Raw genomic sequence first — 18,260 nt, forward strand, 5'->3', positions numbered from 1 at the left:
CAGCGGCAGCTGCGGCATCACTCAGGCACCCTGCGGCCGCAGATTCTAGACCACTTCCGCTTCTGACCTCGCAACTGCATGGCGTAAGGTGCCTCCCGTGACGATGTTTCGCATGGGCGAGGCGGCCGAGCTGCTGGGGGTCAGCGCGGACACCGTGCGCCGCTGGGTGGACGCCGGCCGCCTCGCCGCCGGGCGCGACGAGCAGGGACATCGAGTGATCGACGGCGTCGCGCTGGCCGCCTTCGTGCGGACGCAGGCCGGCGACCCGGACGACCGGGCCGACGAGTCCTCGGCCCGCAACCGGCTCCGGGGCATCGTCACCGCCGTGCGCAAGGACGCCGTGATGGCCCAGGTGGACATCCAGGCCGGCCCGTTCCGGGTGGTGTCGCTGATGAGCCGCGAGGCCGTCGACGACCTGGGACTGTCGGTCGGTTCGGTGACGATCGCGGTGATCAAGTCGACCACTGTCGTCGTGGAGCGACCGCCGACCGGCGCGGGCCGGAGCAACGGCTCGTGACCACCCGACGCCTAGCCCTGTTCGCCGCCTTGCTGACGGTCGCGCTCACCGGCTGCGGCGGTGGCGAGACCACCGACGCGCGGCCGCCGGGTGGTGCCGTGACCGGCGACGTCACGGTGCTTGCCGCCGCGTCGCTCACCGAGTCGTTCACCCGGATCGGCGAGGACTTCGAGGCGGCGAATCCCGGCGTCCGGGTGACCTTCAGCTTCGCCGGCAGCTCCGCCCTCGCGAACCAGATCAACCAGGGTGCCCCGGCGGACGTCTTCGCCTCCGCCTCCCCCGCGAACATGACGACCGTCATCGACGCCGGCAACGGTGACGGCAATCCGCGTGTCTTCGTCCGCAACCAGCTCGTGATCGCGGTACCGGACGGCAACCCGGGCGGGGTGAACGGCCTGGCCGACCTGGCCCAGCCGGGCGTCAAGGTCGCGCTCTGCGCCGAACAGGTCCCCTGTGGCGCGGCGGCAGCGAGGGCCCTGGACGCCGCCGGGACGAAACTCACCCCGGTCACGCTGGAACAGGACGTCAAGGCGGCCCTGTCCAAGGTACGGCTGGGCGAGGTCGACACGGCACTGGTGTACCGCTCCGACGTACGGGCCGCCGACGACGACGTGGACGGCATCGAGTTCCCCGAGTCGGCCGGAGCGGTCAACGACTATCCGATCGTCGTGCTGAGGAACGCCCCGAACCAGCCGGCCGCCCGGGCGTTCGTCGAGCATGTGCTCTCCGGCCCGGGTCAGGCCGTCCTCGCCGCCGCCGGATTCCAGGCTCCGTAGCCGATGCCCCAGCCTGACAAGGTGGCCGTCGCACCCGCCCGGTCCGCGCCATCTCCACGGTCCAGGCGCACCGGTCAGGTACCCGTCGCGTTGCTGCTGCCCGCCGCCATCGGCCTGCTCTTCCTGTTACTTCCGCTGGCAGGCCTGCTGATCCGTACGCCGTGGAGCACCCTCCCCCAGCGTTTGACCGAGCCGGGAGTACTCACCGCACTACGGCTGTCCGTGCAGGCCGCCACCCTGGCCACGCTGCTCTGCCTCGTCCTCGGGGTGCCCCTGGCCTGGCTGCTCGCCCGCGTCGACTTCCCGGGCCGCCGCCTCGTGCGGGCCCTGGTCACCGTGCCGCTGGTGCTTCCGCCGGTGGTCGGTGGCGTGGCTCTGCTGCTCGTCTTCGGGCGGCGGGGCATCCTCGGCGGCTGGCTGGACAGCACCTTCGGGGTGACCCTGCCGTTCACCACCGCCGGTGTCGTGCTCGCCGAGGCTTTCGTCGCGATGCCGTTCCTGGTGATCGCCGTCGAGGGCGCGCTACGCGGCGCGGACGTCCGGTACGAGGAGGCGGCGGCGACCCTCGGCGCGGGCCGGTGGACCACCTTCACCCATGTCACGCTCCCGTTGGTCGCCCCGGGCATCGCCGCCGGAGCGGTGCTGTGCTGGGCCCGGGCGCTCGGCGAGTTCGGCGCCACCATCACCTTCGCCGGCAACTTCCCCGGCCGTACGCAGACCATGCCGCTCGCGGTGTACCTCGCCCTCGAAACCGACCTGGAGGCGGCGATCGTGCTCAGTCTCGTCCTGCTCACCGTCTCGGTGGTGATCCTGGCCAGCCTCCGCGACCGCTGGCTCGGCAGCTCGTGACCGCCGATCCGAACTCCCCCGACGTCGAGCCGATCCCGCCGGGCGCGCCATCACCCGGCCGTGCGGTGCTCGACGCCCACCTCGTCGTGGACCGTGGCACCTTCCGACTCGACCTGCCGCTGACCATCCGCCCCGGCGAGGTCGTCGCTCTGCTCGGGCCGAACGGCGCCGGCAAGACGACCGCGCTGCGGGCCCTCGCCGGTCTGCTTCCGCTCACCGACGGGCACCTCAGCCTCGCCGGTCGCCACCTCGATCATCCCGGCCGGCGGATCTGGACCCCGACCGAGCAGCGACCGATCGGCGTCGTCTTTCAGGACTACCTGCTCTTTCCGCACCTGACCGCACTGGACAACGTCGCGTTCGGGCCACGTCGACAGGGCCTCGACCGGCAGCGGGCCCGGCAGCGGGCAGCGGACTGGCTGGTCCGGGTCGGGCTCGCCGACCACGCCCGGCGCAAGCCTCGACAGCTCTCCGGCGGACAGGCCCAACGGGTGGCCCTGGCTCGCGCCCTCGCCGTGGACCCGGCGCTGCTCCTGCTCGACGAGCCGCTGGCCGCCCTCGACGCCCGCACCCGCCTCGACACCCGCGCCCGGCTGCAACACCACCTCGCCGGCCACGCCGGTGCCACGCTGCTGGTCACCCACGACCCGATCGACGCCGTCGTCCTCGCCGACCGGCTGGTCATCATCGAACACGGGCAGGTGGTGCAGGAGGGCGACGTCGCGACAGTCACCGCCCAGCCGCGCACCGACTACGTGGCCCGTCTGGTCGGTCTCAACCTCTACCGAGGGCACGCGGACGGGCACCTCGTCCTGATCACCGACGGGTTCACGCTCGTCACCAACGACCGGCAGCACGGAGACGTCTTCGTCGCTTTCGCACCGTCGGCCGTGGCGCTGCATCCGCACCGCCCCGAGGGCAGCCCCCGCAACACCTGGCCGGCCACCGTCGCCGGCGTGCAACGCCACGGCGACAACCTGCGGGTGCAGCTCGACGGCCGGGTCACCGTGGCCGCCGACATCACCCCGGCCGCCGCCGCCCACCTTCGACTGACGCCCGGGCAGACGCTCTGGGTAGCCGTCAAGGCGGCCGAGACCCGGGTCTATCCGGCCGCTGCGGCGGCCACCAATGCCGGGGTCGGATGAGACCTAACGGCCGCGTCCGTCGCGGGACACCGGCCACACCGTTGATCACCGTCGCCGTGGCGGTGCGTCACGGGAAGTCGTCCGGGCTGGTGTTGGGTAGCGTCGCCAGCAGTTGACCGGCGAGGCCACGTACCGTGGGGTCGGGCTGACCGGCCAGCCGGACGAGCAACGGCCGGGTGCGGGTGTCCTCGCCGTAGTGTCGGGCCAGCGCGAGCAGCGCGGTGCGGCGGATCTCCCAGTCCTCGTCGTCGACCAGCCGCATCAGCAGTTCCCGCACCCCCGTCCGGTCGGCCAGGTTGGCCGCGAGCTGCGCCGCGGCGCAGCGGCGCACCTCCAGCGCCGGATCGTCGCGCACCAGCCCCACCAGCAGCAACCGGACCTCCGGGTCGTTGCCGAAGTGCTCGCCGAGCGCGGCCGCGATCCGGGCCCGGATCGCCGGATCCCGGTCGGCCAGCCGGCGCATCAGCCGCAACGTCACCGCCATGGCGGTCTCGCCGCGCGCGATCAGGCAGCACACCGCCGCGTCGAAGGCCGCAGGGTCGGTGTCGGACTCGATGCACTCCAGCAGCACGTCGGTCACCACGCCCGGATCGCCGTACGCGCTGAGGGTCTCCACGGCGGCGAGTCGGATGCCGGCGTAGCTGTCCCGCCGAGCCCGCCGCGACAGCGTCTCCACCAGTCCGTCGGTGCCGCCGTGCCGGGCCAGCGCCTGCGCGGCGGCGCGCAGCACGTTCGGATCGGGATCCCGCCGGACCTGCTCGGCGAGGCATTCCACCACCGCCGGGTCGAGCGGATCACCGAGGCGAGCCAGGCTGCGGGTGACGCGAAGCCGGACGATCGGATCGCGTTCCTCGGCGGCACGGCCGATCAGCAGGTCCCGCGTGGCGGGCCCGAGCAGCGGTCGGCCGGTGAGCAGGTCGACGGCGGCGAGGCGAACACCGGCGGTGGGATCCTGACGGGCCCGTTCCAGCAGCAGCTCGCCGGTGCGGTGATCCGGGTACGCCTCGGCCAGTGCCCGGACCGCGGCCAGCCGCACCGTCGCGTCGTCGTCGGTGCGCGCCGCCCGCGCGGCCACCTCCCACCCGCTGTCGGCCACCCGGTACCGGTCGGCCAACGCCACCACCGCAGCCGCCCGCACCGAGGCGTCCTCGTCCTGCTCGATCCGGTCCACCAGTCGGTCCCGGCACCGCCCGTCCGGGTCGTTGACCAGCACCAGCCGCTGTACGGCGACCGCACGGACCCGCGCGGAGGCATCCGAGCCGGCCAGTTTGAGCAGCAGCTCGGTGCCCTCCGTGCCGCCCCGCCCCGGCAGCAGCTCGCACACCAGGCAGCGCCGCACCCCCTCGTGCGGATCACCGGTGATCCGGGACAGGGCCCGCCCGCGGGCCGTCTCGCTCTGCTCGGCGACGCTGAGCAGGCAGCGCAACGCGGACTGCACCACGCCGGGATCGCTGTCGGTGGCCAGCAGCCGGTGCAGCGTCTCGGTGACGTCGGGCAGGTGAAGGCAGCGTGCGGCGAGCACCGCCACGGCGGCCCGTCGCACGCCGGTGTCCCGGTCCTCGGTCGCCCGCGTCAGCAGCAGCCGCCGAACGTCGTCGGTCAGCTCGGCCCGTCCGCCGAGGGACTGCACGGCGATAGCCCGGACCGCCGCGTCGGGAGAGGCGGCGAGGTCGCGCAGCACCACGAGCAGATCGCCGCCCGCGCCGAAGTTGGCGACCAGGGCGCGTACGGCCGCCTGGCGCACCGCGGTCGAGCCTTTCGCCTGGGTTTGTGCGAGCAGCAGCTCCTGGCAGTGCCGGCGGCTGCGGGTGGTGCTGTCCAGCCTCCCGGCGGCCTCGGCCAGCCCGGCGACCAGCGCGATGCGCGCCTGCCGCTGGCGGGCCTGCCCGAGTTCCCGGACCAGCACCTCCTCCAGTTGCTCGTCGGCCGTGGACAGCACCGCCGCCGACCGGGTCGCGAAGGTCGATCCGGAGAGCCAGCTGGTACGCACCCCGCGGCGGCGATACCAGTGCAGGAAGACGGCCCGGCCGGGCCACTGTGGTCCGAGCGCCCGGATCGACGGGAGCAGCTCCTGCTCGGTCACCTCGACGACGTTCGGGTCGTCGGCGGAGATGCCGTGCTCGACAAGGAGGACGACCTGGCGTAGCACCGCCTCGCCGGCACCGGCCAGCCCGGCCGGCTGCGGTGCCTCCGCCACGCACTGCGCGGCCAGCACCAGGTTCCACGGTGGACCGGCCAGATTCAGCGGCGGCCACGGCCGGTTGACCTGGGTGGCCAGCAGGGTCACCAGATCGTTGGCGACCTCGGCGGGCAGCGCCCCGGCGACCAGCCGCAGCACCTCCCGCCAGGACGGATCTGCCCAGTTCTCGCGGAACAGCGCACGCAACTGGTCGATCCCCCAGGTGTCCGGGTCGTGATCGAACCTGTCCACGATCTCCTCGGCGCAGAAGTATTCCAGAAACGTGCGATGCACGAACCCGAACAGGCGCAGTCCGTACCGTTCCAGGATGAAGCTGCGCTGGCGCAATTTGTCGATCATCGAGTACGCCATGGCGTGCGCGCGTTCGTTCTCGAAACCGTAGAACTCCACCAGGTGGTCGCGGAAGATCCGCGACAGTTCGTCCGCCTCGATGTAATTTCCGGCCGGTCCCGACTCCCGGCACTGCATCCAGAAGGCGAGGTGGCGCAGCAGCCGCAGCTTCGCCTGCGGATCCAGCGGCGGCACGTCGCCGTGGCTTTCCCGCAGTTGCTTGGTCACGTCCCATTCGGAGATGAGCACGTCCGTGACGTGCGCGTAGAGCCGGCGACGGTTGCGGGGCAGGGGACGGTCCCGGCCGACGATCGCCATCAGCATCAGCAGCAGCGGATTGCCGGCAATCTCGTGCATCGCCCGGGACCGCCGCACCACGTCGAGGATCTGCCGTCGCTGGCGGTCCGCCTCGACCGACGGGGTCGGCATCACGTACCGGTACCAGTTGCCGAGGAACCGCGCGATCCGCTCGTCGTCGAGATCCTCCAGGGTGAAGTGGTCGAACCCGGCGTTGGCGAAGGTGTGCCGCAGATAGCCGGCCGCCCGCGAGGTGACCACCGTACGCACCCCGGGGTACTCGTTGGCGAAGGTGGCGATCTGCGCGGCCATCTCCTCCCGTTGCGCCGGATCGAACACCTCGTCGAGCCCGTCGAAGAGGAACAGCGCCTGACCACCCTGCCGCAGGTACGCCTCCAGCACGTCGCGGTCGATGCCGGCCAACCCCTGCTGGTGCCGGTGTCCGACGTAGTCCAACAGGCCGTCGCACCGGCCGTCACCACGATGCGCCGCGTACGACCGCAGCTCGACCAGGACGGGAAGGTAGCGGTCGAGCGCCGCCAGCCGGGGTTCCTCGCAGACCCCGGCCAGCGCGAGGGCGAGGTAACGCGCCGCCGCCGACTTGCCGGAGCCGGGATCGCCGAGCAGCACGATGGCCCGCCGGGCCGGATCGCAGACCACGTCGAACAGCGGCGACGCCTCCTTGGCCGCGTACTCCTCCCAGAGCCGCTCCACGTCCCTGGGATCCACCACACCGGGCAGCGCGCCGGGGTCACCGTCCGGGCCGGCGCCCGCCCAGCGCCACCAGGCCAGCGGCATCTCCGGCCGGGCGTCCTCGTGCACCCGTGGTTCGACGAACACGTTCGACAGGCCGACGGTGAGGTAGCCGATGGTGGGTCGGGGTGACACGGCGTCCAGCGGCACCGCCTGGTACCGCAGCCGAAGCTGTTTGTGGTACTGGCTGCGGACCGCCTCCGGCAGGTGGGTGTCGGGGTCGCCGGGCTCACGCGCCGGTGACCGGCCGCTGCGCATGTCGGCAAGCGCCACGGTGACCTTCGCCGACAGGTCGTCCACGCTGGAAAAGAAGGCGCACAGGTGGCGTTCCTTCAATTCGTTGCGCAACGCCACGATCTGCTGCCGATTGCGATCGATCATGTCAGGCGGCCACGGCATGTCCTCGGCGAGCAGAAAGATCAGACACGGTTTGCCGGCCGCTAGTGCCTCGCGGTATTCGAGTTCGGTGATCGAGGACTCCTGGCCCGGTGGGCGGTATCCGTAGCGCCAGGCGAAGAGTCCGACGTAGAGATCACATCGGCGGACGTCGGTCAGACAGCGTTCCAGAGGCGGGCGCACGTCGGCCCCGTACGCCTCCATTGCGACGTCTTCGATCTCCAGACGACGCGCCACCGCGTGCACGGCCGCGCGGTATTCCAACAGGTCCTTCTGGGTGGCCGAAATGTAGACCTTCATCGACGGCAAACTCCAGGGGTGGCTGGCGACCGCATTCTTCAAAATATCAGTCGTCGTCACATCCATCGGACCCGTGAGGCCCGCCGCCCGGGCACATATCGGCTTTCCCGCCACGGATGGGCCTATGATGGCCGCGGGACGGATTCGGTCCGGTCACCGGCCGCTGGCCCATGCCCGCCGGTGTCCCCCGTGGTGCCGATGCGGAGGAACCATGCTCACGGTGGGCGAGGTGCACACCAGCCTGCTACAGCACAGCACGGCGCTGGCGCAGGACCAGAGCGCCGAGGTGCTCAGCCTGGTGGAGGGCGAGGCCGTGCTGACCTCCCGGCGACCGTCGCTGTACGCGGTGTCGCCCGACGTGCGTACCGGTGTGGACTGCTGGCTGCCGAGCGCGAAGAACCGCCAACTGCGCGGGGTGGGCGCGGTGGTCACCCGGGCGGTCATCACCGGCGGTCGGATCGTGCAGGCCTCCTCCATCATCCAGGTGGTGGCCGGCGAGCGCCGCCGACCGTGGTCGCACTACCTGGCCAACTCGGGTGTGCTGGAGACGGTCGGCAAGCTGGACGCGGACGATCTGACGAACGGTTTCCTGCACGGCAACGCCGCCGACGTGCTGAACCTGGACGCGATCACCGGCCGGGTGCTGGACAGTGTGCAGATGTCCGACCTGTTGGACCGGCGTCCGCCGCTGCGCGCGGCACGCACCCGGCTGCGGTGGACCGCGCAGGTGCACCAGCAGCCGGGTGCCGACGCCACGGCCGATGTCGCGGTCGACTCGCCGACGCTGCGCACCGTGCGACTCACGGTGAGCCCCCAGGACGTGCCGGCGGCGGTCGCCGGCCTCTGCGAGGATCTCGCCCTGCACGACTGGCTGCTCACCATGCTGTCCGCCCTGGTGGAGGCCGCGGTGACCCGGGCCGGCTCGACGCAGGAGCACATCGAACGGCTACGGCCGGTGCTGGAGCACCTGCTGCACCTGTGGCTGCCCGGTGCCCGGGTCGACCCACGGCTGCGGCCGATCTGGGACCGCCTGGAGCAGGTACCGGGGTTCAGCCGGCAGTGGCAGTCCTCGGTCAACTGGATCCGCGATCAGATCACCGTCGGCAACATGGCCATCCTGCGAGACCTGGCCGGCCGGGCGGCGGTCAGCCAGCCGTGCGGGTCCGCCACGGTCGCCGAACCGTTCTCGACCGCCAACCGTGGCCCGGCGGACCGCAGGATCGGGCGCGGTGCACAGGCGCCGCGCGGCTGATCACTCCCCGATGAACACGTAGCTCAGCCGGTCGACCAGTTCGTCGGGCAGTTCCAGACCCTCGCTGCCGGCCCGCTTGGCGACCTGCCGGGCGACCGCGGGTGGCACCGCCACCTGCCCGAGGATGGTCCGTACGGCCAACTCGACCGGCAGGTACCGGGTGTCCATCAGGGTCACCGTGCGGTACCCGCAGAAGGGTGTGGCGTCCGGGTTCAGCTGGACGATCGCGGGTAGGCGGTCCCAGTCGGTCGGCAGCGGCTCGTCGGGCGGGAGCTGGTACGGCTGGGTGATCGTCTGCCCCCGGTGCCGCAGCACGCCCAGCCGGGTCATCTGCCAGACCGAGGCGAGCAGCGCGCAGGCCCACACCCGGCGGTCCGGCTCGTCGGACCACAGTTCGATGTCGACGAAGATGGAGTGCGGCGCGTCGCCGGACTGCAACGGCGGGGACCACGGCAGCGGCAGCGTCATCGCGGGCGCGTCGGCGTGCCCCGGCGACCGCTTGCCGTTGGACAGCCAGCCCGACTCACTCAGTGGTGGGCGGCTGCCCGTGGTGTGCCGTGGCGGCTCCACGACGAGCGTGTCCACCACCAGCCGGGCCAGTTCGACGTCGTCGTACCGGGCGAAGCTGGATTCGCGGGCCACGTAGTCGAGCACCAGCCCGTGCTCCGCCGCGGCCTGCTGCACCTGCGGGATCACCTCGCGCGGTGTGGCGAACCGGTGGAAGTAGTCGTCGACCAGGAAACACGTGCTGATCCGGGGTTGCCGGTGGGGGCGCAGCCCTCGGCGGCCCAGCGCCGGGATCGCCTGCGCCCAGTCCGCGATCCGGGCGAACTTGCGCCGTAGGTCCCGGCATCCGTCGCCGAAGTCCTCGGCGTACACGTGCCCCAACTCGACCGACAGGTGTGAGTACGGCACACTCTCCGTACGACGCACCGCGGCTGCCTCCTGAAACCTGACATCCACGCTCATCACACGGTCTCCCATGCGGTCTCGTCGAAGAGCTTCTCGGTCAGCTCCACGAAGGCGTCCACGGTCCTGGCATTGGCGATCTTGGTCTGCACGTCGTTGTCCGAGATCAGCTGCTCGCGCCACTGCAGCAGCGGGTCCAACGGCACCGCGCCGAGCAGCGTGGTGCGGCCGGTGCCCTTCCTGCGGGCCAGTTCGCCCAGTTCCGCGTCGCACCGGCGCAGGAACGCCTGCTGCGCCAGGTCGAGGTGTCCCACCTCCGGCCCGCGCGAGTCGATCACCGCGGTGCGCACGAACCGCAGTGACTCCCGTAGCCGGTCCGGCTCATGGCCGTACTCCTTACCCATGGCCAGGATCCCGCCGGCCTCGAACGCGAGATCCGCCGCCGCCATCACGTGCTGCGGCGTCCAGCGGTGGAAGACCAGCCACCGCACGGTCACCTTGCGCAGAGTCCGGTTGGCGGTGGCCGCCAGCGCGATCTGGCTGGCGTACGAGCGACCGGCGCTCAGATCCACAAGGGTCAGGTCGAACTCCTCCTCCAGCCGGAGGAAGAGTTCGGCGCAGCGCCGGCCGATGTCGGCGGTGAAGCCGAACTCACTGCCGTTACGCTGCCCGGGCAGCAGCACCAGCGAGCCCGATCCGGTCGGTCGTTGGCGCAGGCTGACCCGCTCCGAGGTGCCCCACACGTCCAACTGCTCCGGGGACGGGATCTCGCCGCGCAGGTACCGGTGCAGACCACCGCCGTTCGGGCCGGCACCCTCGATGCCGTTGGTGGCCTGGGGGATCTGGAACGTGATGCCGGCCGTCGGCGAGCCGAAGTCGTAGTCCAGGTAACAGGTGGAACGGCCGGAGAGCGCGCTGCGGTAGGCGATGTTCGCCGCGGTCACCGAGCGTCCGGTGCCACCCTTGTGCGACGTGACGAAGACCAGCATTCAGATCCCCTCGCTGGCCTTCTGTTGGCCGGTGGTGATGTCGTTGAGCTGGAGCAGCAGGGTGCTGGCCAGCGCGGCGGACGTGCCCGGCTGGTCGTCCACGAGCGACTGCGCGCGGCGCAGGGTCGCCCGGATGCTGCGCATCACGCGCTGCATCGCCTCACCGGCGAACGTGCCGCTCATCAGCTCACGGTCGAACACGTACTCGGCCTCGTCGATGAGATCCTGGGCGTACGTGGCGAGGCTGCCGGCTCGGGGGAACGGCCGCTCCCAGAGCAGCTGACCGGCATTGACCAGAGCCTGCACGACCCGCTCGGTCAGGTACCAGGAGGGTGCCTCGGGCAACGGAGCCAACTCGGGGAACGCGCCTCCGGCGTGATCCCACAGCCCCCGGTGCCGACCCTCGGGGATGCGCCGCAGCAGAAGGTGCTCCCAGACCTCGTCCGCGAGTTCGAGCAGCTCGCTGCGGCGCCGGGCACTGTTGAGCAGGCCGGCGACGGTGGTGGCCCGCTGCAGCAGCACCGTGGAGAACTCGTTGACGTTCCATGTCATGATCGGCTTCGAGGTGGCGTCGTTGAGGGTCACCTGCTTGCCCGGGGCGTGCACGACCAACGCGGGCTCGTTCGGCGAGGCGCGCCGGGTGATCCGGCCCCGCTGCGCCAGTTCCACGAGCACGTTCCCGATCCGCCCGAACTCCTCGTCACCGCCCCGGCCGCTGGCCACCAGTCCCTTCACCGCCAGCGACGTGGCCTGCAGGGTGTAGTAGTCGGTCCGGTCACCGTCGGTGGTACGCCAGGGAATGTCCTCGATCGGCCACCGGCGCCGGTTGCCGAAGGTCGCCACCGTCGCCCAGTAGCGGCGGGTCAACTCCCAGCGCAGCTGGAGAATCCGGAACAGCCGCTGCTGCTCCTCGTTGAGCAGGCCGAGCAGGCGGGTACGTTCGGAGTTGAGATCGTCGATGGCGTCCACCGCGATGACGGTGAAGTAGAGATAGGGGGCGTTCTCCGCCGAGCCCTCGCGCTGCACGCCGATCGGCTCGGTCGTCTCCACCTCGTCGGCGCCGGCGATCGTTCCCCACGACCAGCCGCACTCGAAGAGCATCTCGCTGTTGTCCAGGTCCTCGGTCACCTGACCGGACCCGACCACGACGTTGCGCAGGCTCGCCATGGTGTCCCGCAACTGCGCCCGCAGCGCGGCCACGACCTCACGGCGCGGCAACTCGTCCTGGTTGACCATGTCGCAGAGCCGGACGCCGAACTCGTCGGTCGCGGCGAAGACCGAGGTGCTGAAGCTGCGGAGCAGACCGACCATGGCCGCGGTGAGCCGGAGGCTGGCCATCTCCTCCAGCTTGTCCAACTGGGCACGCAGGTCGGCCCGCTGGGTGGAGGGCCGGTAGATCTTGACGAAACCGATGGTCGCCAGGGTGAGCGTGACGGACACCGCGAACGAGTCGACCACGTCCATGGAGCGCTGCTCGTCGGTGAGGTCCGGACCGCCCTGGACCGGGTTCAGGTAGCTGCCGCCACCGAAGGTCGGCGCACCACTGTCGTCGGTGTAACGGACGAAGTACTCGGTCATGATCTTGACCAGGCGGCGGGGAATCTCTATCGCGCCGCCGATCGCGCCGAGGGCCTCGATGACCTCCTCGTCGATCCGGTCCGGATCGTCGAGTGACAGCACCGGGATCTTGGTCGCTGGCAGCAGCATGGTCAGCAGCTGTTCGGCGTCGCTGATGGAATTGGATCCGCTCCGACCGCCCCAATCCCATTCGCCGTTGCGGAGACAGCTGCGCACCGTGGCCCGCCAGATGTCGAGAATCTCCTGGCGCGGCTGCATCCGCATGGTCCACCACCGTCTGCTGTAGTCGTCGAAACGGAGCTGCTGATTCTGCCTGGCCCACGATGATCCACGATGACGTGCACCCATCATCGTATCCCTGCCGCAGCGTGACCTGAATGACCGCGCGTACCGATCTCCCGGAGCAGTCAGTCGACACAGGAGCGCAGGTGGGCCCGGGTTCGAGAATCCGGAGCGGGCAATGGGGCGAGGTCAGCCGCGGCTGCGTCCGGTCACCAGCAGCATGCCCAGATATCCGTCCCGCAGCGCGGGCCTGGGACGCACCTCATGCATGTCCACGTCGTACGCACCGGCCGCGATGCTCGCCACCACTTCCGTGCGGTGCAGCTGCACGGCCGGGAACCAGTGCTGCCCGACGCGGTAGCCGTTCGAGCCCAGCATGAACGCGGCGGCGAACGGCGACCCGGGACGCAGGGCGGCCAGGAACCGGCCGATCGCGTGTTCAGCCTCGGCCCGGTCGGCGGAGATCGAGCAGGCCACGAAGAACATGGTGCCCGCGCCCCAGGCCCGTCTGGGCAGGTCGAAGACGCTCAGCTGCGACACCCGCCCCACCCGGGCCAGATGGCCACGGGGGTCGGGCAGCGCCGCGTACGCCGAGTGCTCCGCACACACCTGCCAGTACGCGTCCCAGCACTCGTCATAGCCGTTGATCTGGTTACGCAACCAGCGCACATTCGCCGTGGAATATTCGCAGAGTTCGACGCTGCGCGCGAATGGCAGAAGCGACAGTGCCGGGTAGAGGTTCGCGCCCGATCCGACGTCGACGCAGTGTGTGCCGGCAATCTTCGCGCCGCCGAAGAAGTCTCTTATCCGACAGAGGATTTCGCGATCATCGTCGCGCAGGACGGAGTAGTTGTGCTGGACGTAGGCACCCGGGTCGAAGCCGTCCCACTCGACCTCGGAATTGACCGTTCCCGGGGGCTCGACTCGTGGTGGCGAGGTCGACGGCCCACTACAACCTGCACCAACCGCCGGAATCAATGCCATGGAGGCGCCTCCATTGAAGTCGGCAGATCACTTGGTCCCTGCCCCGACGCGCGCAGCCCGTTGCCCATTATGCATCGGACGCGATACCGATTCGCAAGTGTCGAGGTGACGTGAATCGATCACCGAGTCAGGACCGTGACAACGATTGATCGCTACCGACCACAACGGATCCGGCGGTCAGCCCGGACCACGACCAGATGCCGGACGCGACCGCCCGACGTCGCGGCGGTCAGCCGCCGGCACCCTCGGCCGAACCGTCCGGACCGAGCGCACCCTCCACCTCACCGACATCGAGGTGGACGTGCTGGTGGCCCTGTCCGGCGTCGATGTTGACCTGGTCGAGCTGGGTCGCGGCAACCGACCACGTGGTGACCGCGAGGGTCGCCTGCCGGGCGGCCAGTTGCATCCGTTCCGCCCGCCCCGTGGTCGGACCGGCCAGCGCGAGAGCGACCGAGTCGACCGCTACGGCCGCCTGGTCGACGGCGCTGCGTAGCCCACCACGGGCGACGTTCGTGGCGGTCATGCCCGACGGTGGGTCGGCGAACTGGGCGATCAGCCGCTGCATGGTCTGCTGCCACTTGTCGACCTGGGCCCGCTCGGGCGTGCGCCCCGCCTCGGCGTCCTGCCGGACGGCGCGGATGATCGGCGCGAGTTCCTCGCCCGTCCGGTGAGCCAGCTCGGTGAGCTCGACGATCTGCTGCGCGTCCCGCTCGGCGTCGGCCTGGCGCATCTTCGCCACGCTCGCCTCCGTCGGGTCCGGCCTGCCGACAGCGTGCCCGACCAGCCCGCCGGCCGGGGCTGCCACCAGGACCGCCGCCGCGGCGGCCGCGACCATCCACGTCCTCGTCCGTTGCCGCTTCTCAGGCGGGGCGACCAGGTAGGACGGCCTTCCGGTTCGACGGGACATGACACCCCTCGCATCGACGGCTGTTTGCCTGGGAGCGTAGCCCTTACCCCGAGCGACGTCGATAGTTTCAGTACCGTCGACCGAACTTTCGCCGGGTCAGCCGAAAGCTGTGCAGGGCTAGGCCGGGGCACCCAGCCGAGCGAGCGCGGCACGGGCGCGGGCCTGTTCCTCGGGCCGGTCGATCTCCGTGGCCAGGGCCAGCGCCTCGGCGTGCCGCGCGACCGCCTCGTCCCGTGCGCCGTGCCCGGTCAGCGCCCGCCCCAGCCCGTTGAGCACGCACGCCTCGCCGTACCGTTCCCCGATGTCGCGAAAGAGGGCGAGGGCCGGTTCGTAACACGCCACGGCCTCCGCGAACCTGCCGAGCGCGACGTAGGCGTCACCGAGGTTGTTCAGCGCGGTCGCCTCGCCGCCGAGATGCCGCAGCTCACGGAAGATCGCCAGGGCACGGGTGTTCTGGTCGACCGCGGCACCGGGGCGGCCCAGCCGTTCGTGGACGGCAGCCAGGTTGGTCAGGGTGTTGGCCTCGCCGACCCGGTCGCCGATCTGGACGAAACGGTCCAGCGCCAACTCGTGGTATCCGGCGGCGCGCTCCCAGTATCCGGCCGCGCTGTGCACCACACCGAGGTTGCCCAGCACCCGGGCCTCGCCACGACCGTCACCGGCCGCGCGGAACAGCGGCAGCGCGCGTTCCAGTTGCCCGATACCCTCCGGATAGCGGCCCAACTGCCAGCACACCACACCCAGATTGGTCAGCGCGGTGGCCTCGGCGACGGTGTCCCCCAGCAGTCGCGCCGCGTGCTCGGCCTCGGTGTGCACGGTGATCGCGTCCGCCGGGTACCCGCCGTTGTCGAGGTAGACGTACAGGGTGCCGGCGAGCCACACGGCGTGCTGCGGCCAGCCGTTGCGGGCCGCGTGCACGCACACCGCCACCAGCGTCGCGCGTTCCGCGTCCAGCCAGCGGAGGGCGGTCCTGGGCCTGTCGAGCATCGGCACGGCCGGGGGTGGTTGGGGCAGTGCCGGTCGGCGGTGCCGCTCGGCCGGGTAGAGCGCCTCCATCGCCGCCGACGCGCTGTAGAGGTAGTGATCGAGCAGGCGGGTCAGGGCGGCCCGGCGATCCGCCGGCCGGTCCTCCTCCCGGCCGCGTTCGGCCGCGTAGGCGCGGACCAGGTCGTGTAACGCGTAGCGCCCGACGACGGGCTGCTGGACCAGGTGCTCGGCGGCGAGATGACGCAGGTCGGCCGCGGCGGTGGCCGGGTCGACGTCCAGCAGGGCGGCGGCACCGTGCTCGTCCAGATCCGCGCCGGGATGCGCGGCCATCCGCCGCAGCAGCGTCTGCCGCCGCTCCGGCAGATGCTGGTACGACAGGTGCAGCGCCACCTCCACCCCGCTGTCGAGCCGGCGGTGGCGGTGCCGCTCGTCCAGCCGGTCGGCGTGGTCGGTGACGGTCCATTCGGGTCGCGCGGCCATCTGTCCGACGACCACGCTCAGTGCCAACGGCAGGTACCCGCAGCGCAGTGCGACCCGCTGGTGCGCCGACGGATCACTGCCCACCGCCACGTCGGGGTGCGACCGGACGAGCAGCCGCTCCGCCTCCTGCGGTGTGAACAGGTCGAGGTCGAGCTGTACCGCCTCGGCCAGGTCGGCGAGCCGACGCCGCGAGGTGACCAGGGCGAGCGTGCCGGCCGACCGGGGCAGCAGCGGCCGCACCTGCTCGGTACCGGCCGCGTTGTCGAGCACGACGAGCGCACGTCGGCCCGCGAGCCGCTCGCTGAACGCGGCCGCACGCTCCGCCAGGCCGTACGGGATCTCGTGGCCGGACATGCCCAGCAGGCGCAGGAAGCCGTCGAGCACCGCGCCGGGCTCGGCCGGTGGCTGCTCCGGGTCGGGGTGGTAGCCCCGCAGGTCGACGACAAGCGTCGTGTCGAAGTGACCCTCGTCGACGAGCATCCGGCCGGCGTGCACCGCGAGGTGGGTCTTGCCGACCCCGGCCATCCCGGCGAGCACGCAGACCTCCGCGCCTCGCCCGGTCCCGCCGGTGGCGGTCGGGCCCGCCGCCGCGGCCAGCACGGCCAACTCCCGCAGCCGGGTCAGCTCCGCCTGCCGGCCCGTGAAGGCCCCCGCATCGTCGGGCAGCCGGTCGAGCACCCGCACCTGGGCGGCCGCGGTCGTCTCGGCGAGACTGACCCGCAGTGCCTGCCGCCAGTGCGCGAGGTAGCCCGTCTCGTCGTGCAACGCCCGCACGACGGCGAGCACCAGGTCGGCGTTGATCCGCCGCCGCCCGGTCTTGAAGCAGTCCACCACGGTGCCCCGGCGGGCCATCTCGTCGGCCGGACGACCGTCGGCCCGCCACCGCTCGTTGACCCGCCGGGTGATCGTCTCGTACGAGGGATCACCGGCCCAGAGCTTGAGTGCGCGCAGCTGACCGATCAGCTCGTCGAGGCTGTGGGCCGAGCCCGGGTCTGGTGGCCCGTCGGACACGGCAGCCTTCATGACACCCACGAGTTGCGACGATAACAATCGATGTCGCGATATCCCGTACGGATTCGTTTGGACTTCGCCGGCCGGCGAGCGGGTCGTGTTGGGATCGGCCGGGGTGAGGGCCGCCACGGGGTACGGGGGCGTGGCGGCCAGCAATCGTCCGGCCACCACCGTCGGTGTCGGGCCGACCTGCCGGAACGTCAGGCGAAACGGCCCGGGTCACCGGCGCCCACCCGGACGATCTCGGGTTCGCCGTCGGAGAAGTCCACCACCGTGGTCGGTTCGGTGCCGCAGTCGCCGGCGTCGATGACCGCGTCGACGGCGTGGTCGAGCCGCTCCTTGATCTCCCAGCCCTGGGTCATCGGCTCCTCGTCGCCGGGCAGCAGCAGGGTGCTCGACAGCAGCGGCTCGCCGAGCGCGTCGAGCAGTGCGCGGGTGACCGGATGCGCGGGGATGCGCACCCCGACCGTCTTCTTGCGGGGGTGCCACAGCCGCCGGGGCACCTCCTTCGTGGCGGGCAGGATGAAGGTGTAGCGGCCGGGGGTGGCCGCCTTGACCGCCCGGAACACCGCGTTGTCCAGCTGCACGAACTGCCCGAGCTGGGCGAAGTCCCGGCACACGAGCGTGAAGTGGTGTCCGCTGTCGAGGTGACGGATCTCCCGGATCCGGTCCATGCCGTCCTTGTTGCCCAGCCGGCAGCCCAGGGCGAAGCAGGAGTCCGTGGGGTACGCGATCAAACCGTCACCCCGGATGATCTCGACCACCTGGCCGATGGTGCGCGGTTGCGGGTTGTCCGGGTGCACGTCGAAGTACCTCGCCATGGGCCGAAGCTTAGGCCGCCCGCGTCCGCTGTCGCGTTGCCGACAGTGGCACACCCGGACAGACGTCGACGTCCATCGTTGTCACTATGGTCGTACGCGTACCCGGCGGCGGCTACGGGGATCACCTCCGGCCCCACCCGACGCCGACCCCGGTCCGGGTCACCGTGCTCGCGTTCGCACTGCTGTCGCTGCTGTTCGCTCTCGCGACGGCGCACCGGTCGCTCGCCACGACCGGCTCCCTCGGCGCGGTCGCCTTCTTCGCCGTGATGGCCACCGCGTGCGGGCTGGTCGCGATCAGCCTGGCGGCCCGCCGCCGCTGGGCGCCCTACCCCGCGTACGCCCTGGCGGGTCTGCTGGCCGCCGCCTCGCTGGGCCTCCTCGGCGCGATCACGATCGTCGGCCTGGGCCTGCTGGCCTGGGTGGTCCTGGCCCTCAACACCCGATCCGCGCGGGACTGGTTCGGCCGGCCCGGTCGGCTGCGCTGACCGTCCGGTCCG

At 71.4% G+C, this 18,260-nt stretch carries 14 protein-coding genes; 6 read left to right on the forward strand and 8 right to left on the reverse strand.

Going from position 1 to position 18,260, the window contains the following annotated elements; all coding sequences use genetic code 11:
• Positions 1–97 precede the first annotated feature (97 nt).
• The 4 genes from O3597_RS12590 (at position 98) to O3597_RS12605 (ending at position 3,287) form a co-directional block, all read left to right on the forward strand.
• Positions 98–517, forward strand: a complete 420-nt coding sequence (locus O3597_RS12590) for a TOBE domain-containing protein (RefSeq protein WP_281604263.1) — start codon at positions 98–100, stop codon at positions 515–517.
• Entirely contained in the window at positions 514–1,293 is a 780-nt protein-coding gene (modA, locus tag O3597_RS12595; RefSeq protein ID WP_281604264.1) for a molybdate ABC transporter substrate-binding protein, read from the forward strand. The genes O3597_RS12590 and modA overlap by 4 nt, the downstream gene beginning before the upstream one ends.
• Positions 1,294–1,296: 3 nt before the next feature.
• Positions 1,297–2,142, forward strand: coding sequence for an ABC transporter permease (locus O3597_RS12600; protein ID WP_164447201.1), 846 nt, complete (start codon positions 1,297–1,299; stop codon positions 2,140–2,142).
• 65 nt (positions 2,143–2,207) lie between these two features.
• Positions 2,208–3,287, forward strand: coding sequence for an ABC transporter ATP-binding protein (locus O3597_RS12605; RefSeq protein ID WP_281604523.1), 1,080 nt, complete (start codon positions 2,208–2,210; stop codon positions 3,285–3,287).
• Positions 3,288–3,354: 67 nt separating this feature from the next.
• Here the strand turns inward: O3597_RS12605 and O3597_RS12610 are convergent, their stop codons facing one another.
• Complete coding sequence (locus O3597_RS12610) at positions 3,355–7,563, reverse strand: HEAT repeat domain-containing protein (protein ID WP_164447202.1); 4,209 nt, start codon at positions 7,561–7,563, stop codon at positions 3,355–3,357.
• Positions 7,564–7,774: 211 nt separating this feature from the next.
• On the opposite strand from O3597_RS12610, the gene O3597_RS12615 reads away from it, so the two are divergent.
• Positions 7,775–8,815, forward strand: coding sequence for an SCO2521 family protein (locus O3597_RS12615; protein WP_164447203.1), 1,041 nt, complete (start codon positions 7,775–7,777; stop codon positions 8,813–8,815).
• On the opposite strand, the gene O3597_RS12620 is transcribed toward O3597_RS12615, so the two are convergent.
• From O3597_RS12620 to O3597_RS12650, 7 genes are all read right to left on the reverse strand, one after another.
• A complete protein-coding gene (locus O3597_RS12620) occupies positions 8,816–9,784 on the reverse strand; it encodes an SCO2522 family protein (RefSeq protein ID WP_166458400.1) in 969 nt (322 codons plus the stop codon). It abuts the gene before it with no gap.
• Positions 9,784–10,713: an SCO2523 family variant P-loop protein gene (locus tag O3597_RS12625; RefSeq protein WP_164447204.1), complete on the reverse strand. Its 930-nt coding sequence runs from the start codon at positions 10,711–10,713 to the stop codon at positions 9,784–9,786. The genes O3597_RS12620 and O3597_RS12625 overlap by 1 nt, the downstream gene beginning before the upstream one ends.
• Positions 10,714–12,555 carry an SCO2524 family protein gene (locus O3597_RS12630; protein WP_164447205.1) on the reverse strand — a complete coding sequence of 614 codons (1,842 nt, stop codon included), beginning with the start codon at positions 12,553–12,555 and terminating at the stop codon, positions 10,714–10,716.
• Positions 12,556–12,762: 207 nt separating this feature from the next.
• A complete protein-coding gene (locus O3597_RS12635) occupies positions 12,763–13,557 on the reverse strand; it encodes an SCO2525 family SAM-dependent methyltransferase (protein WP_281604265.1) in 795 nt (264 codons plus the stop codon).
• A gap of 229 nt (positions 13,558–13,786) precedes the next feature.
• A complete protein-coding gene (locus tag O3597_RS12640) occupies positions 13,787–14,392 on the reverse strand; it encodes a hypothetical protein (RefSeq protein WP_281604266.1) in 606 nt (201 codons plus the stop codon).
• 189 nt (positions 14,393–14,581) lie between these two features.
• Positions 14,582–16,954, reverse strand: coding sequence for a tetratricopeptide repeat protein (locus O3597_RS12645; protein WP_281604524.1), 2,373 nt, complete (start codon positions 16,952–16,954; stop codon positions 14,582–14,584).
• Positions 16,955–17,142: 188 nt separating this feature from the next.
• Complete coding sequence (locus tag O3597_RS12650; RefSeq protein ID WP_281604267.1) at positions 17,143–17,763, reverse strand: L-threonylcarbamoyladenylate synthase; 621 nt, start codon at positions 17,761–17,763, stop codon at positions 17,143–17,145.
• An 86-nt stretch (positions 17,764–17,849) separates the two neighbouring features.
• Between O3597_RS12650 and O3597_RS12655 the strand changes: the two genes are divergently transcribed.
• Positions 17,850–18,248, forward strand: a complete 399-nt coding sequence (locus O3597_RS12655) for a hypothetical protein (protein ID WP_164447210.1) — start codon at positions 17,850–17,852, stop codon at positions 18,246–18,248.
• The last annotated feature ends 12 nt before the right edge of the window (positions 18,249–18,260 follow it).

Origin of the sequence: Verrucosispora sp. WMMA2044 (assembly GCF_027497155.1) — a bacterium.
Classification (GTDB): domain Bacteria; phylum Actinomycetota; class Actinomycetes; order Mycobacteriales; family Micromonosporaceae; genus Micromonospora; species Micromonospora palythoicola.

What these genes read in the sequence shown, in the direction of transcription:
- O3597_RS12600 (WP_164447201.1), top strand. Translation starts at nt 1,297, where the DNA reads ATGCCCCAGCCTGACAAGGTGGCCGTCGCACCCGCCCGGTCCGCGCCA.
- O3597_RS12610 (WP_164447202.1), bottom strand. Translation starts at nt 7,563, where the DNA reads ATGAAGGTCTACATTTCGGCCACCCAGAAGGACCTGTTGGAATACCGC.
- O3597_RS12615 (WP_164447203.1), top strand. Translation starts at nt 7,775, where the DNA reads ATGCTCACGGTGGGCGAGGTGCACACCAGCCTGCTACAGCACAGCACG.
- O3597_RS12620 (WP_166458400.1), bottom strand. Translation starts at nt 9,784, where the DNA reads ATGAGCGTGGATGTCAGGTTTCAGGAGGCAGCCGCGGTGCGTCGTACG.
- O3597_RS12625 (WP_164447204.1), bottom strand. Translation starts at nt 10,713, where the DNA reads ATGCTGGTCTTCGTCACGTCGCACAAGGGTGGCACCGGACGCTCGGTG.
- O3597_RS12630 (WP_164447205.1), bottom strand. Translation starts at nt 12,555, where the DNA reads ATGCGGATGCAGCCGCGCCAGGAGATTCTCGACATCTGGCGGGCCACG.
- O3597_RS12635 (WP_281604265.1), bottom strand. Translation starts at nt 13,557, where the DNA reads ATGGCATTGATTCCGGCGGTTGGTGCAGGTTGTAGTGGGCCGTCGACC.
- O3597_RS12640 (WP_281604266.1), bottom strand. Translation starts at nt 14,392, where the DNA reads ATGGTCGCGGCCGCCGCGGCGGCGGTCCTGGTGGCAGCCCCGGCCGGC.
- O3597_RS12645 (WP_281604524.1), bottom strand. Translation starts at nt 16,954, where the DNA reads ATGAAGGCTGCCGTGTCCGACGGGCCACCAGACCCGGGCTCGGCCCAC.
- O3597_RS12650 (WP_281604267.1), bottom strand. Translation starts at nt 17,763, where the DNA reads ATGGCGAGGTACTTCGACGTGCACCCGGACAACCCGCAACCGCGCACC.
- O3597_RS12655 (WP_164447210.1), top strand. Translation starts at nt 17,850, where the DNA reads ATGGTCGTACGCGTACCCGGCGGCGGCTACGGGGATCACCTCCGGCCC.